Raw genomic sequence first — 16,820 nt, 5'->3', positions numbered from 1 at the left:
CCGGTTCATCTGCACGGAAGTCTCATGCGCAGTCGTTTGTTCAGCCTCCTGTCCTGCCTGCTTCTGTCGGCCACCGCTGCCCAGTCCGTCCAAGCGGTCGATCTCACCACCCAACGCCAGTACTACGATCAAGCCAAACGCGCGTTGGCCAAAGGCGACGCCGGTCCTTATCGCATGTACGGCTCTGCACTGGCCGATTACCCGCTGGAGCCTTACCTGGCGTACGACGAACTGACTGCCCGCCTCAACACCGCGAGCAACGACGAGGTCGAACGCTTCCTTACCGAGCATGGCGACCTGCCCCAGGCCAATTTCATGAAGCTGCGCTGGCTGCGCCTGCTGGCTTCGCGTGGTGACTGGCAACCGTTCGTCAAATATTACGACCCCAAACTCAACTTCACCGAGCTGGACTGTCTCTACGGCTCCTACCAGCTCAGCCATAACCTGCGCTCCGAAGGCTACGCCAACGCGGAAAAACTGTGGATGACCGGCAAAACCCTGCCGACCGCCTGCGACACGTTGTTCACGCAGTGGGCGGTCGAAGGACAACTCACCGAGCAGAAGCGCTGGCAGCGCGCCAAGCTGGCGGCGCAAGCCCGCAACTATGCGTTGGCCAATCAATTGGTCAACAGCATGACCACCCTCGCGCCTCAGGGCCGTCTGTTGATTGCCGTGGCGCAAAAGCCGGAGATGGTCAACAACCAGGGGCAGTTCATGCCTGCCGACGAAGCCATGTCGGACGTGGTCGGCCTGGGCCTGCGACGTCTGGCCAAGCAGGACCCGCAACGAGCGATGGAGTTGCTCGACAGCTACTCGCCGACATTGCACTTTTCCCATGAAGAACAGGTGCAGATCGCCAAGGAAATCGGCCTGACCCTGGCGCGCAGCTACGACGATCGCGCGCTCGGCTTGATGACCAGGTACGACCCGGATCTGCGCGACGACACCGTGACCGAGTGGCGCTTGCGTCTGTTGTTACGCCTGGGCCGCTGGAACGACGCCTACGAGCTGACCCGTCGCCTGCCTCAGGATCTGGCGGCGACCAATCGTTGGCGCTACTGGCAGGCCCGTTCTCTGGAGCTGTCACAACCCAACAGCCCATTACTGCCGGCCATGTACAAGGCGGTGGCCAAAGAGCGTGACTTCTACGGTTTTCTTGCTGCAGACCGCATACAAACGCCTTACATGCTCAACAACAAGCCACTTCCACTGACCCAGGCTACGCTCAACAAGGTGCGCAACACGCCGGGCGTGCGTCGCGCGCTGGAGTTCTACGAGCGTGGCGAAGTGGTGAACGGCCGCCGCGAGTGGTACCACGTGACCCACCGCTTTACCCGCGATGAAATGGTCGCCCAAGCCAAGCTGGCGTACGACATGCGCTGGTATTTCCCGGCCATTCGTACGATCAGTCAGGCTCAATATTGGGATGACCTGGATATCCGCTTCCCGATGGCTCACCGCGATACATTGGTGCGCGAGGCTCAGCTTCGTGGCCTGCATTCCAGCTGGGTGTTTGCCATCACCCGTCAGGAAAGCGCCTTTATGGACGACGCCCGCTCTAGCGTCGGTGCCACTGGCCTGATGCAACTGATGCCCGCGACAGCCAAGGAGACGGCACGCCGGTTCAGCATCCCGCTGGCCTCGCCCGCCCAGGTGCTGGACCCGGACACCAATATCCAGCTCGGCGCAGCCTACCTGAGCCAGGTCCATGCGCAGTTCAACGGCAATCGGGTGCTGGCGTCGGCCGCCTACAACGCCGGCGCCGGTCGCGTTCGGCAGTGGCTCAAGGGCGCCAATCACCTGGCATTCGATGTCTGGGTCGAGAGCATCCCGTTCGACGAAACCCGGCAGTATGTGCAGAACGTGCTGTCTTACGCCGTGATCTACGGGCAGAAGCTCAATGCGCCCCAGCCGCTGGTCGACTGGCACGAACGCTTCTTTGATGACCTGTAAATAATCAGGAAACGAGTAGCGGTGATTTGTCAGCGGTGGCGTTCCGGGAATGGCCACTGCTGACAAGCCGGACGGCTAAAGCGATCGGGTAGCCCGATCTATTGGCGAGGATGCGCACCCCCTCATTCCAGCACCTCGACTTCCATCCCCAGTTCCACAAACCCTGCCCCATCGTTGACCATGTTCTGACCGAACCAGATATTGCCTTCTTTCTCCCGATAGGTCTTGAGCGTGCTCAACGGTTCGCGGTCTTCGCTGCGCGCACCCGTCGTGGGATCGAGGGTGGTGAGGATGCAGCGCGAGCAGGCACCGAGCAGGCGGAATTCCATGGCACCGATCCGAATCCGCTTCCAGCCGTCTTCGGCAAAGGCTTCGGCGCCCTCCACGACCAGATTCGGGCGAAAACGCAGCATTTCCTGCGGGCGGCCGATCCGGGTCGAAAGGTCATTGAGCGACCCCTGACCAATCAACAACAGCGGGAAGCCATCGGCAAAACCGACCCTGTCCTCGATGGTGCCAAAGCCCGACGGCAGCCAGCGTGCACGCTCCTTGGGGATGTGTACCAGGCGAGTGGGCTTGCCAATGAACGCGCTGACCCAGCGTGCCGCTTCGTCACCCGCATCCGGCACCCGCAGGGTATCGCGCCAGACCGTGATACCCCGCAGGTTGTCTTCGACATTTTCCGGCAACGCGACATCCAGCTCAGCGCTGCCGGGCGCTGAAAGCGTCACCCCGCCTTGCTCGTTCCACAGCACCGAGAGTTGCGACATCTGGGGCAAGGCGCGTTGGGTGTAAAAGCGCCCGTTGCTCTCGTCCACCAACATCCAGCGTCGATCGCCAGCCAGGCCAAGCTCATCGAAAGTGGCCTGCTGCAGCGCCTGCGCCTTGCAGGATTTGAGGGCATAGCGGTAGAGCGCGCTAAGGTGCAACATCGACGCATCCTTCAGGAGGAACCAAAACCCCACTTTATACGAGCCATCAGCCCAACGAACGATACAGATGTAAAAAAGCCCCGCCATACAGCACGGGGCTGAAAAAAGGTTGAAGCGCTATCAGACGTCGAGCATCAAGCGCTCGCGAACGACGTCCACCAGTTTATCCGGCTGAAATTTGGAGAGGAAGTTATCGCATCCGACCTTCTTGACCATCGACTCGTTGAAACTGCCCGACAGCGACGTATGCAACACCACATACAGGCCGCGCAAGCGAGGGTCGTTGCGGATTTCGGTGGTCAGCCGATAGCCGTCCATTTCCGGCATCTCGGCATCGGTAAACACCATCAGCAACTTATCGGTCATCACCGCGCCGCTGTCCGCCCACCCTTTGAGCAGGTTCAGGGCCTTGAGGCCATCACTGGCCACGTGCATCTTCACGCCCAACTGACCCAGGGTGTCACGCAACTGCGCGAGCGCGACGTTGGAGTCATCGACCAGCAGCACTTCACGGCCACGGGCCCGCTCCAGTACCGGGTCTTCGAGTTTGTCGCGCGACACCTTGGCGTTGTAGGGCACAATTTCGGCAAGCACTTTCTCGACGTCGATGATTTCGACTAACTGATCGTCGACCTTGCTGATGGCCGTCAGGTAATGCTGACGCCCAGCGCTGGTCGGCGGCGGCAGGATGGCCTCCCAGTTCATGTTGACGATGCGATCCACGCCCCCCACCAGAAACGCCTGAACCGAGCGGTTGTATTCGGTGACAATAATGGTACTTGACGCGCCCGGTACCAGCGGACGCATACCAATGGCTTGGGACAGGTCAATGACCGGCAGCGTCTGCCCACGCAAATTAACCACGCCACAGACGAACGGATGGCGTTGCGGCATCAGGGTCAACTTGGGCAGTTGCAACACTTCCTGCACCTTGAAGACGTTGATCGCGAACAACTGTCGACCGGCCAGGCGGAACATGAGAATTTCCAGGCGGTTCTCACCCACCAGCTGTGTACGTTGGTCTACTGTGTCGAGAATGCCAGCCATCTGATGCTCCTGGAGCAGGGTTCGAGTAAGTCCGCCTACCTTTTATCGGCCGCGTTCGGGCAGACCTTAATGCTGAAAAAAATGCGTGAAGGCGCAATTGATATCACATTAACATCATGCTTTACTGGCGGGTATTCCTTCCTCGCACATTACTCACCGACCACCCTAGATAGTGGCCTTTTGCTTGCCCAGCAGATGTTCCCGGCATTGCCCTAGGGGAACGCCTTATCCCCGGTCAGGGCAAACCTGATATTCGCGGTTTCTAATTGCCATTATTGTGACGCCATTCTCAATGAATGAATGGAGTCAGCTACGTGGTCGTGTTCGTGGAATCTTTTGATCCACCCGTTATAGGGGTGACCGCGCCCCACACAGTCGGCTCTGAGAGGGTAACTCCGAGGAACCGCATCACATATCCCGCACGCAGATCAACATATTCAGAAACGCCCTACAGACTTTCCCTTGCCTTCGACACTAACTTTGCGCCACTCGCCCCGCGCGATTCTGGATCGCTATTCGTGAAGAGTGGAGACTTCAAATGCTGAACGGCAATGAATGGCAGCAACTGCACGGCGATTTCTTCAGCGAAACCCATCACATGGTGGACCGCGCCGACGAATGCCTGAGCCATCTGGAGCTGATCGGCGACGATAAAGACGCGATAGAGTGCCTGCTGGGGACGCTGCAACTGATCGCTGGCAAGGCCGACGCCGCCGCTCTGCCGTCCATCGCCGGATTCGCTCGACAGCTTCGCCACCTGCTGTACGCTGCCAGCGTGGGCGGACGCCTGCTGCCCAAAGCGCTGGAGGCCCTGCGTGAGTGCCTGTCGCTGCTGTCCTGGCAGGTCGAACTGGTCGACCCCTTCACCGGCCTGCTGCCGCTTGATGACAGCGAACAGCAGCTGCTGCTGGAACAGTTCGGTTGCTATTGCGCAGTGAGCCGCCCAAAGGGTATTCACGCGGTTGCGGCGCAATGGTCAGTACCTGTCGCGACCAATCCTGCGGGGCCAGGCATCATCGGGCGCTGCGAACGCTGACGTACATGCTACACCTGCGCCACTGCGACCCCTCTCCCCCACGGACCGCGGTAAAAGGCTAAAAAATGATTCGTCGTCGGCTCCCTGAACCCAGCATCGCCTCCGCGCATACTGTCGATGCACAACAAGTTGCTTGCTGGCTGGAGGGAAGTTGCAGTGACACATAACTTGCGATATCGATGCATGGGGGCGCAGTTGCATTAGAACCCGGGTTCTACAACTGAGCCAGATAAAGCCGACAATTATCCAGGGTGCCTTATTTGCACTTAAGGCTTAATCATCCCGGTAATTAAGGTAAGATCCGCGGCCACGAATACAGTTTGACTTACCTGTAATCGAGCCCTTATTGAAATTCGACCGGTGTCTTGTTACACGCAAATAAACGGTGAACAGGCCTATATCGCCGTGTTGACGCTTAGAATGACCTGGCACCCGACGTTCAGGTACCGCAACGATTATCCGATGGCTTCATCCGCTATGCATGGCAGCAACAAGACCTTCAAATTATGGCAAACCCGCCCCAACGCAGCGTTTGGAGGGCTGGCAGCAGCCTGTCTGGCGGCAATGGCGTGTAATGTCGCTGCGTGGATCGTCAGTGGCAGCGTGCCAGGGGCCCTGCTTAATGGAGCGATGTTGCTGATCTGCTGGTACGGTATGCGGCGCCGGGATCGCACGATCCAGTTCCAGCCTCAGGAATTTGCCGATCACATGCTGCAGGTCCAGGAAAACGAGCGCCATCGCTTGAGCCGGGAACTGCATGACGACATCGGCCAGATGCTGACCGCGGCCAAGTTGCAGAGTGAGTGGCTGCAACGCCACGCGCCCGAAGCACTTGAGCCCCATTGCACCCTGCTCAACAGCACCCTCGATGAAACCCTCGCCAAGGTGCGCGACGTCTCGGCCATTCTCAACCCGCGCCAGCTGGCCAGCCTGGGCCTTGAAGCAAGCCTGCGCGCACACCTGCTGAAAACGCTAGCCGATACATCGATCTTCTGGAGCCTTGAATGCCAGCAGCGCCTGGCCGGCATTCCCGAGGAAATGGCGATCGCGGCCTTTCGTATTACCCAGGAAGCCGTCACCAACATGCTGCGCCACGCCCAGGCGCGAAATCTGCGGGTGCGTATCCAGCGACGTGCCGACGGCCTGGCACTGAGCATTTCCGATGACGGCCAGGGCTTTTCACCGGCCCTTGATCCCGGCGCGCAGGGCCAACGGGGCATGGCCGGCATGCGCGAGCGCGCGACATTGCTCGGCGGTCACCTGAGCGTCGACAGCGACCCCGGCCAGGGCACCCATATCCAGGCTCTGCTGCCATGGGCACCCCGTACCCGGGAACGCGCTGACATAAGTAAGCATTCGTGAGCTGCAATATTCTTCTGGTCGACGACCATGCCCTGATCCGCGCCGGTGTGCGGGCGCTGGTGTCAGACATCCCCGGCTATCGCGTCGTTGGCGAAGCGGCCGACGGCGAGCAATTGCTGGAAATAACGCTGGACCTCAAGCCGGACATCATCCTGCTCGATATCTCCATGAAAAGCAGCAACGGCCTGGATGCCCTGGAAAGGCTGCATCACGCGCTGCCCGACAGCAAAGTGCTGATTCTTTCGATGCACACCGAGCCGCAGATGATCATGCGCGCGCTCGAAGGCGGTGCTCGCGGCTATCTGCTCAAGGACGCCACTGCCACCGAGATCGAACAGGCCCTCGATGCGTTGCGCAATGACGAGCGATACCTAAGCCCGGCCATCGCCCACACGGTGATCGACCAGGCGCTGGTCAGCGCTCAGTCGAGCAAGACGGACACGGTAGAAAACCACAATCTTACCGCCCGCCAGCTGGAGATCCTGCGCCTGATCGTGCGCGGAAAATCCACCCGGGAAATCGCAGGCGGGCTGGGCCTAAGTGTCAAGACCGTCGAAGCCCATCGTTCGCAAATCATGAAACGCCTGCAGATTTACGACGTGGCGGGCTTGGTGTTGTTCTGTGTCCGGGAGCGGATTATCAGCCTGGATGACTGATAATCTGCAACCGCGCTACAACTCCCGGGCGGACCGGGAATTCACGCCGGCCACGGTACCTGTAGCAGTCCGACCTGCCGGCGGTGGCGATCAGTGACTGCCAGGGATTCCGGATTCATCCAATCCGCTTGGCCCCACTCAGCAACGGCGAATGCGCAGGCAGATGAATGCGCAGCGCAGCGGGCCGAGCTTCGAAGCGCAGCTTCTCGCCACGCAGCGGTTCCCCATCCAGGTTGATGTCCAGGCCTTGCGCCGATTTCAACTCTACCCACGGCAGCCGCGCGCGGACGAACAGGTTGTCGATCCCAAGCCCGCCTTCGAGCAAGCTCTTGAGCGTACCGACCACCTCCTGCGGTGCTGGCAGGATGCTGATGTCGAGCAAGCCATCATCGGCCAGCGCGGTGGGACACAAGGGATGCCCACCCCCCGCTTGACGGCCGTTGCCGATTCCCAGCGCCAGCAAGTCTCCGCGCCAATGGAAATCCGGCCCAGTCAATTCACCGTACGCGGATTTTAATTCGCTGAAACGCGACAGCCCGGTGAACAGATAGGCTGCGCCACCGAGCACTCTCTTGAGATCTTCGGACGTATTGGCGGTAACCTGACTGCCAAACCCTCCGGTGGCCATGTTCAGAAACAGGTAGCCATCCACTGACCCCATGTCGACCGCCCGCGCGGGCACATCGAGAAGATCCAGTGCCCGCTCGATGTCCAGCGGAACACCCGCCGCCCGCGCAAAGTCATTAGCCGTGCCCAATGGCAGAATAATCAGACTTGCGTCGCTGTCGGCCAATGCCAACGCCTCGGCTACATCGCGCAGCGTGCCGTCGCCGCCGCCGGCGATGATCTGGCGGTGGCCTGCGCGCAGGGCTTCGGTCACCAGGCGCTGGGCGTCACCGGCCTCCCACGTCAGGCGCACCTCCAGTTCCCAACCGTGGTTGCGCTTGCGCTGCACGGCACTGCGAACGTTCTCGTTGAGTGCCTGCTTGCCATGGAGAATCAGTACTGCCCTGCGCTCTGTCATATGCCTTCCCTCGATTGCTGCAATTCGTTGCGTCAGATGTTGACCTCACGACCCGGCGAAAAAGCCTTCCACAAAATATTTTTTATCGCCCCACCCATCCGGCAAACGCCCGAACCAGCAGACCCAATCTTTGGTTAGGACCCTAAGGCTGATGTCTTCAGCGCTTATTTCTGTGCTCGGCCGCTCGCTGACGCTGACAGTGCGTGTTTCATGGTCTTTAATCTGCTCTAGCACTCATTTGGGGGAATTTCTGATCTGCATTTGGGAGTAGTCCTACGCCAGATTGTGAATAAATGGGATTTTTTCTCATCGGTGGGATTGAAATGCCGTTCAAGAGAGCGCTTAATCGACAAAATATTGGCTTTTTTCGGAATTTAATCCTAGAAAGTCATTATATTGACTCTTCACCCGAGCTAGCGTGCGGGGCAGGTCAGTCATGGATTCATGGATCGAAGATGTGAGGACGTATTATGCGACTGCAACCGGTCGACAGCCTTCAGCTCACGCGCACCAGTCTTATCGAGTATTTTCTATTCGCCGTCAGGCTGGTCCACGGAGTGACCTCCATTGTGCCGGGCATTGTGATTCTTGCCTTCTGGAAGGCGCAAACCCCTGAAGCACCTCATGGGTATCTGATGGTGCAGATGTTATTCGGGGTGGTCTGTGTGCTGATGTTTCAGGCGCTCGGGGTCTATTCCGAGGGCATTTTCAGCAACCGCACGCGCTTCAAAATGATCCTGTTCGTCTGGTCGTCGGCCTTCTGCGTACTGCTGTTCATGCACAAAGCCATGGACCTGTTTATCTACATTACCCAGGAGCAGCTCATGGTGTGGTTTATCGCCAGCCTGGTGATGTTTTGCACCGAGCGCGTGTTGCTGCTGATCATTTTCAAACGCCGGATGGCTCGCGGATTCTTTCTGCAGAGTGCGGTAATCCTTGGTGCCACGGAAAACGGCCAGCGGCTGGCTGAATACATGTTGCAGAATCAAGATATCCGTTCGGGTGTATTGGGGTTCATCGATGATCGCATCGGTCGTTTGCCCAAAACCATGTCCGGCCTGCCGCTGCTGGGCAACACCCGGGACCTGGAAACCCTAATTCGCGAGGAGAAAGTCACTCAGGTATTGGTCGCCCTGCCCTGGTCGGCCGAAAACCGCATGGACTACATCATTCGCGAACTGCGACGCCTGCCGGTAAATGTGCTGCTGGTGCCCGACATGGTGGCGTTCCGGCACGCTCATAACCGCATTACCGAAGTGGCCAGCCTGCCGATGTTCAACGCATCGGACGTACCGTTGCGTGGCTGGTCGCCGCTGTTCAAACGCATCGAGGACATGGTGCTGTCGAGCCTGGCGATCCTGCTGCTGTCCCCGGTGATGCTGACGATTGCCCTGGCGATCAAGCTCGACTCCCGAGGGCCGGTGCTGTTTTGGCAGAAGCGCTACGGCTACAACAATCGGCTGATCACGGTGTGCAAATTCCGCTCCATGTACGCCCATCAGGCCGACGCCACGGCGCAGCAACAGACCGTCAAGGGCGACGCCAGGGTTACCCGGGTGGGACGCTTCATTCGCAAGACCAGCCTGGATGAATTACCGCAACTGTTCAATGTCTTCGCGGGCACTATGTCGATGGTCGGCCCGCGCCCCCACGCCACGGCTACCAAGGCCGCCGGCATATTGTTCGAACAAGCTGTCAAGGAGTACACCTCGCGCCATCGCGTCAAACCGGGGATCACCGGGCTGGCGCAGATAAACGGCTTTCGTGGTGAGACAGATACCGTGGAAAAGATCGAAAAGCGGGTCGAGTTCGATCTTGAATACATCGAAAACTGGTCCGTCTGGTTCGATCTATACATCCTTTTGCGCACTGTTCCGGCAGTGCTTTTTTCTCGCGAGGCCTACTGATGGGCACCCTGATTCCCTGCATTATCGCCGGCGGTGCCGGCACCCGTTTGTGGCCGGTCTCCCGTGAGGCGATGCCCAAACCTTTCATGCGCTTGCCCGACGGCGAAAGCCTGCTGCAGAAAACCTTTAATCGCGCCAGCGCCCTGCCTGGCGTTGAGAGCCTGCTGACGGTCACTAACCGCGAGGTGTACTTCCGCACCGTCGATGACTATCGGCTGCTGAACAAGCAGAAGATCCACCTGGATTTTTTGCTGGAGCCGTTTGGGCGCAACACCGCGCCGGCCATTGCTGCGGCCGCTTTGCACGTGCAAGCGCTGCACGGGGATGATGCCCAGTTGCTGATCCTTCCCGCCGATCAACTGATCGCTGATGCCCACGCCTTCGCCGAAGCCGTCACGGCCGCACGGGCGCTTTCGGATCAAGGCTGGCTGGTGACGTTCGGCCTGATCCCGACCCGCGCCGAAACCGGCTTTGGTTATATCGAAAAAGGCCAGGGGCTCAGCGACGAGGGCTACCAGGTCGCTCGCTTCGTCGAGAAACCCGATGCAGCCACCGCTAACGAATACCTCGCTGGCGGGCGGCACCTGTGGAACGCTGGCATGTTCTGCATGCGCGTCGACGTTCTGTTGCGCGAACTGCAAACCCACGCACCCGACGTGCTGAGCACGGTGCGTCAATGCCTTGCGCAGTGCGTCAGCAAGGAAGGCAGCAACGAGTTACAGACGGAACTGGACGCCGCCAGCTTCTCCCAGGTGCCGAATATCTCCATCGACTACGCGCTGCTTGAGCATTCTCAGAAGGTCGCCGTCGTCCCGTGCGAATTGGGCTGGAGCGATATCGGCTCCTGGCAGGCCATTCGCGAGCTGGCGCCTGCCGACAGCAACGGCAACCAGTTTAACGGCCAGGTGGTGCTGCACGATGTTACCAATTGCTATATCGACTCGAAGAAACGCCTGGTTGGCGCAGTGGGGCTGGACAACCTGATCATCATCGACACCCCGGATGCGCTGCTGATCGCCGACGCCGAGCGCACCCAGGAGGTCAAGCTGATCGCGCAGGAACTCAAGCGCCAGGGCCATCCGGCCTACCTGCTGCACAATACCGTGACTCGTCCGTGGGGCACCTACACGGTGCTGGAAGAAGGCAAACGCTTCAAAATCAAGCGCATCGTGGTCAAGCCACAGGGCTCGCTGTCGCTGCAGATGCACCATCATCGCAGCGAGCATTGGATCGTGGTCAGTGGCATGGCGCGGGTCACCAATAACGAACGCGAATTCATGCTCGACACCAATGAGTCGACCTTTATCCAGCCCGGCCACACCCATCGGCTGGTCAACCCAGGGGTGATCGATTTGGTGATGATCGAGGTCCAGAGCGGCGAATACCTGGGGGAAGACGACATCGTGCGTTTCACCGACATCTATGGCCGCGTGCCGGACGCCGCGAAAGCCTGACGACCATTACCCTTGAAAAGGCCGCGCACCGTGCGGCCAACGACCCAGCGAGGCAGCCGCGACATCCAACACCGACACATCGCACCCATTGGACTTGGCAGTACCGCCGACATGACTGTTTTACCCGCAAGGGAGCCGTATTCATGCATGACAGGAGTTTTGGACCAATGAAAAACACGCTGTTGCTCGCCAGCGCAGTGCTGCTGTGCGCCTGCAACACACCTGCACGGATCGGGCTTCCCGAGGCCCCGGAAATCAAGGCCGCGCAAGATGCAGGCAGGGCTTTGGCCGGTAAACCGTTGCCACCGGAGCGTATTCACGCCGGTGACACGTTGCGCATCGTGCGCAACACCGGCGAAGCCCCTTCCATTTCCGCGTTCACTGCCAACTCGATCTACGAGCTGACATTGTTTCCGGTGCTCAACGATGGCACGTTTTCCTACCCCTATATCGGCTCTGTGAAAGCCGCAGGGCTAACCGTGCCTCAGTTGATCACCGAACTTGAAGGCAGGTTGGCGCCGGTTTACCGGGAGACCGCCCTGACCATCAATATCAGCCAGGCACCGAGCAATGTGGTGTTCGTCGGCGGCGCAGTTCGCAATCCGTCCAACCTGCCGGTGCCCGTAGTGACCAACCTGGAGCAGGCGCTGGTGGGTGCAGGCGGGATCAACGCCGATGCCGATGCGACCAAGGTCGCGCTGCTGCGCCAGGGCGACGACGGCCTCTACAAAACCTACTTCTTCGATTACAGCAAGCTGCTCTACGCCGGCGGCGGCGGCCCCAGTGCGCCGGTGCTGCTACAGCGCGGCGATGTGGTGTTCGTTCCCAAATCCACGGTGGGCAACAAGGTCGACGGCGTGAACATGTACTTCAACCAGTTGATTCCCTTCTCCAAATCGTTGGGCTTCGGTGTGAATTACAACCTGCGCGACACCAATTAATCGGAAGGGACTACCGATATGATCACCATCCGCTCGTTCCGCGACCTGCTACGCCTGTTTTTCATTTTCAGGCGCGAGGTGCAGATCACGGTCATTGCCACTTTCACGATCATCGTGCTGGGCGCGTTTCTGTTGCCCAGTCGCTACGAGTCGACTGCATTGCTGCTGGTCAAACCCGGCCGTGACACCAGCACCGTGCCGATCGAGCTGGCGGACCGGCAGTCGCTCGCCGTACCCAGCACCCTGCGGGACCCGTTGCTGGATGAAGAACGGATGATCACCGGGCGTACGATCGTCGGGCTGGTGGCTCAGCAATACATGGAGACGTTGGCACACGCCTCACAGCCTTCAGGTTTCATGGCGACCTTGAAGAACGCCCCCAACATCGCTTTTGATTGGCTGGTCAGTGCCGTGCGAAGGGTGCTGGAGGTGATGGGGCTGGTGGCCGAACGCACGCCCGAAGACCGTCTGACAGAAGATATGCAGAAAAACTTCAAAGTCAGCCATGACCCGGGATCTTCCGTGATGGAATTGACGTTGACCTGGAGCGATCCCCAGGTTGCTCGGACGATGCTGACCAACTGGGTCGAGCAATATCAGCAAGAGCGCACCCGTACCCTGGGGCGGGTGAGCCTGTATGCCTTCTATGAGCAAGCGGTCAAAGACACTCAAACCAATATCCTCTCTCATAAACATCAAATTCAGACCCTGCTCAATCAGTTGGGAACCGTCAGCATTGCCCAGCGCCTGGCCGATGTTGCCCAGGGTCTGAATGACTTGCGCACCGAGCGTAACAACACCCTGCGCTCCCTCGCCGCGACCAGGGCCGGTATCGACAAGATTCAGGAGCAGATCAACAGGCAGGCACGGCTGATCAGCTCGGGCAAGGAACTGGCGCTCAACCCTACCCGCCAGGACTTGCAGAACCGCATCAACAGCAAGGAAGTCGAGCGCCAGGAACTGCTGCGCTCATTTAAGGAAAGTGCGCCTCCGGTTCAGGCGCTAGACAACGAAATCAAGAACCTCAAGGCGCTGTGGTCGAGCCAGAGCACGACCGTGCAGAGAACCGAAAACATCGCACCCAATCCGTTGTTCACCCGTTTGCAGAACATCCTCAACGATCAGCAGGCCAGCTACGCCCGGCTGCAAATCCAGCTGCAACAGCTGGACGGGCAACTGGCGCAACTGGAGAAGGACCGTCAACGGGCGCTGGATCTCGAACCGCAGTTCTCGCGCCTGCAAAGCGAACTGGAAGCCGAAGCCAAAAATTACACGCTCTATACCGACAGCCTCGAGAAAGCCCGTATCGATCAGGAGCTGGATAACAAGCGAATCAGCAACATCGCGATCGTCGAGCCTGCGACGTTTAATCCCAGCAAGGTGTTTCCGAAAAGCCTGATGCTACTACTGGTGGCCATCCCACTGAGCCTGGGGGTCGGCGCCCTGGCCATGTACCTCTTCTACCTGCTGGATCAGCGTATTCACGATGCCGACAAAATCGAAGCCCAATTCGGCGTACCGGTCTGGACCACGCTGCAGGACCTGACCACGCAGGAACCACAGCTGCGCAGCGCGTTCACCGCCAGCCTCTACCGGCTTTACAGCGTGCTGCCGCTCAAACAGGTGCCGCAAAGAGGCTTAAGCATCGGCATGACATCAGCCCATTCCGGCGAAGGGGTGACGTTCATCATCGAGCACCTGCGCGATCTGCTGCAGGAACTGGGTCATCTGGTTCGCATTGGTGACGACCGGCCAGTGGAGCCCGGGGAAATCCAGCTCATCGATGCATCGGCCTTTTTCACCCGACAGGAAACGTTTGTGCATCTGCGCGACGCCGATCTGATCGTGCTGGTGCTGGAAGCCGACCGGTCCACCGTGCCGAAGCTGCAAAACGCCTTGGCTACCTTGTCTACCGCGTTCGGCCGGGTTGACGGCGTGATCCTCAATCGCCGGCGTTTCCAGATCCCACAAAAAGTGCTGACCTGGCTTGGCCGTTATCGGAGTCAATCCTGAAATGCAGATCGCCCTCCTCGCTCCGCTGCCCCCCGAGCAGAATGGAATCGCCGACTACGCCGGTCATCTCAAGCAGGCCCTTGAGGACCTTGGCGTGCGTGTCAAAACCCCGTTGCAAGGTGTCCGTAATGACCCTGAAGCCGCCCGGCAGCGGGTGAACGAGGCCCAATGGCAGGATGTCGACCTGGTGCACGCCGAAATCGGCGGCGGTCGCTTGGCCGAATTCCATGCACTGCGAGCGCTGCGCCAGCGTTTCCCGCACCTGCCCCTAACGGCGACGGTACACGACCCGGAACGTCTGGTCTGGCGCAGGAAAAACCTGCCGTGGCCACTGTCAATAATGGCGTCACTGCGCTCGCCCTTGCCTGAAGTCGCCACTGTGCTGGCCGACCCGCTATGCCTGCACGAGGAACGCCAGCTGGCCCGGCAATTGACACGTCTGGTGACTTTGACCGAGGCCGGCAACCGCAGCCTCAGAGAGCGCATGGGGTTGCAGCAGTCGCAAATGGCAGTCATTGCCCACGGCAACCTGCCTATCGCACCAGCGCCCCTGCCTCCATTGGACCCGTTAAGACTGCTTTACTTCGGTTTCATCTACCGCGGTAAAGGCATCGAAGACCTGCTGCAAGCGATGGCTCGGCTGTTCATTGAGAAACCTGCTCTACGCTCTCGGGTCCGCCTGACACTGGCCGGCGGCAGCGAGCCGGAAATGGCGTTCGGTCCTTCAGGCAGCTATCTGGAGCAACTGCGCCAACGCATCCGCGAGCTGGGCCTGACCGACCTGATCGGCTGGCACCTGGACTTGCCCGCGGCGGACATACCCCACGTGATCCAGGCCCACCATGTGATGGTTCTGCCCTACCGCGAGTCGAGCAAGCTGAAGATCCTCGGCAAGCTGCGCGGCACCAGTGGCGCATTGTCGTGGGCCACCGCGTGCGGGCGCGGGGTAATCACCTCGGACGCGCGCTCATTCGCCGAAGAGGTGTCCCACGGCAATGGCGAAATCTATCCACAAGGCAATGTCCCGGCGTTGACCGAGGCCCTGTTGCGCTTGTGCGAACATCCACGCCAGGCTCAGGTCTGGGCAGAGCGCGCGGCTGCGCTGGGCCAGGAGCGGGTCTGGAGCCTGACCGCCGAGCGGTTCCGACAACTCTTCCAACAGGCTTGCGAGGTGCGCTGAATGAAGGGCAAAACGTTACTGGCCATGGCGGTGCTAAGCACCTGCGCGTTGATTTTCAGCAGCCCGCAGGCGCAGGCCGAAACGATGCTGCAGGGTTCACGCGCCGTGACCTGGAAGGATTTTCTGGGGGTCAACGTGCAGTTTCAGTACTTCACCCCGGACATTTACCAGAAGCAGATGGATCGCCTTGATCAACTGGGCCTGAACTGGGTCCGCTGGGCCCTGCACTGGCCCGTGCTGGAACCGGCACAAGAACAGTACAACATGGCCGACCTCGACGCGGCGATGCAAGCCGCGCGCCCCCATGGCTACAACACCGTGGCGTACCTGGTCGGCTCGGCGACCTTCGACAGCAGAGCGCCATCAGGGGCCAGCAATGCCGGTCAATACCCGCCACGCGACGACAGCATCTTCGCACAGCGCATGACCGCGCTAGCCCTGCGTTACCCGCAGGTCAGTCACTGGCAAGTATGGAACGAGCCAAACATCATCTGGCTGCCCCAGGCCGATCCGGTGGCGTATTACACCCTGCTGACCACCACCGCCAACGCCATCCGCAGCGCGTTGCCGGGCAAGCCGATGGTCACTGCGGGCGTCGCCTACTACGGGCAGATCCGCGGCTCGACCGGCTCCATGTTGCAGTCGATGGTTGACCAGGGCCTGGCTGGCCAAACTATCGTCGCTGCCTACCATCCGTACTCCGAATACCCGGAGGGCGATTCGGTGCCCGACCGTGATTTTCTGGTGCGCGCCAACGCTCTTAACGCAAGTCTGCACGGCGCGGGGGTCAGCCAGGTGTGGGCCACCGAATGGGGCTGGTCGAGCTACAGCGGCCCGGTAGAAATGCAGCACATTATCGGCCTCGACGGTCAGGCCGACTACACCCTGCGCCGTCTGGCGCTGATGAGCACCCAGGATTACCAGCGCATCTTTTTATTCAACCTGAGCGACCTGGACGAGCGCGCCAGTGTGCGCGACCGCGGCTACGGACTGCTCGACCTGAACGGCGAGCCCAAGCCGGTGTACACCGCACTGAAGAACTTCCTCGACATCACGGGTCCGACGTTGCAACCAGGCGATCCGCCCGCTCTGGCGTCGGCGCCGGAGGACATGTTCGCCGTCGCCTGGAACAAGCCCGACGGCACACACCTGCTGATGGCCTGGAGTGCCAGCAGCGCCCATCTGAACCTCCCCGGCATCAACAATGCGACGCTGTATGACCCGCTGACCGGCAAGCACAGCCCTCTTGCCAATGCCAAGGGCATCGACATGGCCCTGACGCCTACCCTGCAAATCCTGGCCTGGAAACCCTAGT

The 16,820-nt window shown here is 60.0% G+C and carries 13 protein-coding genes; 10 read left to right on the top strand and 3 right to left on the bottom strand.

The genetic code is table 11. From position 1 onward, the window contains the following. Positions 1 to 24: 24 nt before the first annotated feature. On the top strand, positions 25 to 1,953 hold the full coding sequence (locus B3I26_RS08755) for a transglycosylase SLT domain-containing protein (RefSeq protein WP_296257075.1): 1,929 nt from the start codon (positions 25 to 27) through the stop codon (positions 1,951 to 1,953). Positions 1,954 to 2,075: 122 nt separating this feature from the next. On the opposite strand, the gene B3I26_RS08750 is transcribed toward B3I26_RS08755, so the two are convergent. Next, positions 2,076 to 2,885, bottom strand: a complete 810-nt coding sequence (locus B3I26_RS08750; RefSeq protein WP_296257073.1) for an MOSC domain-containing protein — start codon at positions 2,883 to 2,885, stop codon at positions 2,076 to 2,078. A gap of 120 nt (positions 2,886 to 3,005) precedes the next feature. Then, a complete protein-coding gene (locus B3I26_RS08745; protein ID WP_296257071.1) occupies positions 3,006 to 3,932 on the bottom strand; it encodes a chemotaxis protein CheV in 927 nt (308 codons plus the stop codon). Between the two features lie 538 nt (positions 3,933 to 4,470). Here B3I26_RS08745 and B3I26_RS08740 point away from each other — a divergent pair. From B3I26_RS08740 to B3I26_RS08730, 3 genes are all read left to right on the top strand, one after another. Beyond that, positions 4,471 to 4,968, top strand: coding sequence for a hypothetical protein (locus tag B3I26_RS08740; protein ID WP_296257068.1), 498 nt, complete (start codon positions 4,471 to 4,473; stop codon positions 4,966 to 4,968). A 564-nt stretch (positions 4,969 to 5,532) separates the two neighbouring features. Next, positions 5,533 to 6,330, top strand: a complete 798-nt coding sequence (locus B3I26_RS08735) for a sensor histidine kinase (protein ID WP_296257469.1) — start codon at positions 5,533 to 5,535, stop codon at positions 6,328 to 6,330. Then, the gene (locus B3I26_RS08730) at positions 6,327 to 6,986 is read left to right on the top strand and encodes a response regulator (protein ID WP_296257066.1); all 660 of its coding nucleotides are present in this window, start codon (positions 6,327 to 6,329) and stop codon (positions 6,984 to 6,986) included. The genes B3I26_RS08735 and B3I26_RS08730 overlap by 4 nt, the downstream gene beginning before the upstream one ends. A gap of 115 nt (positions 6,987 to 7,101) precedes the next feature. Here B3I26_RS08730 and yegS read toward each other — a convergent pair whose 3' ends face one another. Beyond that, complete coding sequence (yegS, locus tag B3I26_RS08725) at positions 7,102 to 8,010, bottom strand: lipid kinase YegS (RefSeq protein ID WP_296257065.1); 909 nt, start codon at positions 8,008 to 8,010, stop codon at positions 7,102 to 7,104. Between the two features lie 470 nt (positions 8,011 to 8,480). On the opposite strand from yegS, the gene B3I26_RS08720 reads away from it, so the two are divergent. The 6 genes from B3I26_RS08720 (at position 8,481) to B3I26_RS08695 (ending at position 16,819) form a co-directional block, all read left to right on the top strand. Continuing rightward, positions 8,481 to 9,917 (top strand): undecaprenyl-phosphate glucose phosphotransferase, encoded by a 1,437-nt coding sequence (locus tag B3I26_RS08720; RefSeq protein ID WP_296257062.1) that lies wholly within the window; start codon positions 8,481 to 8,483, stop codon positions 9,915 to 9,917. Beyond that, positions 9,917 to 11,371 (top strand): mannose-1-phosphate guanylyltransferase/mannose-6-phosphate isomerase, encoded by a 1,455-nt coding sequence (locus B3I26_RS08715; RefSeq protein WP_296257060.1) that lies wholly within the window; start codon positions 9,917 to 9,919, stop codon positions 11,369 to 11,371. Before B3I26_RS08720 ends, B3I26_RS08715 begins: the two co-directional genes overlap by 1 nt. A 167-nt stretch (positions 11,372 to 11,538) precedes the next feature. Then, on the top strand, positions 11,539 to 12,312 hold the full coding sequence (locus B3I26_RS08710; RefSeq protein WP_296257057.1) for a polysaccharide biosynthesis/export family protein: 774 nt from the start codon (positions 11,539 to 11,541) through the stop codon (positions 12,310 to 12,312). A gap of 18 nt (positions 12,313 to 12,330) precedes the next feature. Continuing rightward, complete coding sequence (locus B3I26_RS08705) at positions 12,331 to 14,325, top strand: GumC family protein (RefSeq protein WP_296257056.1); 1,995 nt, start codon at positions 12,331 to 12,333, stop codon at positions 14,323 to 14,325. 1 nt (position 14,326) lies between these two features. After that, positions 14,327 to 15,505, top strand: coding sequence for a glycosyltransferase (locus B3I26_RS08700; RefSeq protein ID WP_296257054.1), 1,179 nt, complete (start codon positions 14,327 to 14,329; stop codon positions 15,503 to 15,505). Further along, positions 15,506 to 16,819, top strand: a complete 1,314-nt coding sequence (locus tag B3I26_RS08695) for a cellulase family glycosylhydrolase (RefSeq protein WP_409521975.1) — start codon at positions 15,506 to 15,508, stop codon at positions 16,817 to 16,819. The last annotated feature ends 1 nt before the right edge of the window (position 16,820 follow it).

Source organism: Pseudomonas sp. UBA5706 (genome assembly GCF_002419965.1).
Taxonomy (GTDB): Bacteria; Pseudomonadota; Gammaproteobacteria; order Pseudomonadales; family Pseudomonadaceae; genus Aquipseudomonas.
Note: the sequence above shows the minus strand (reverse complement) of the source record. Positions and strands in the feature narration are given on the sequence as shown.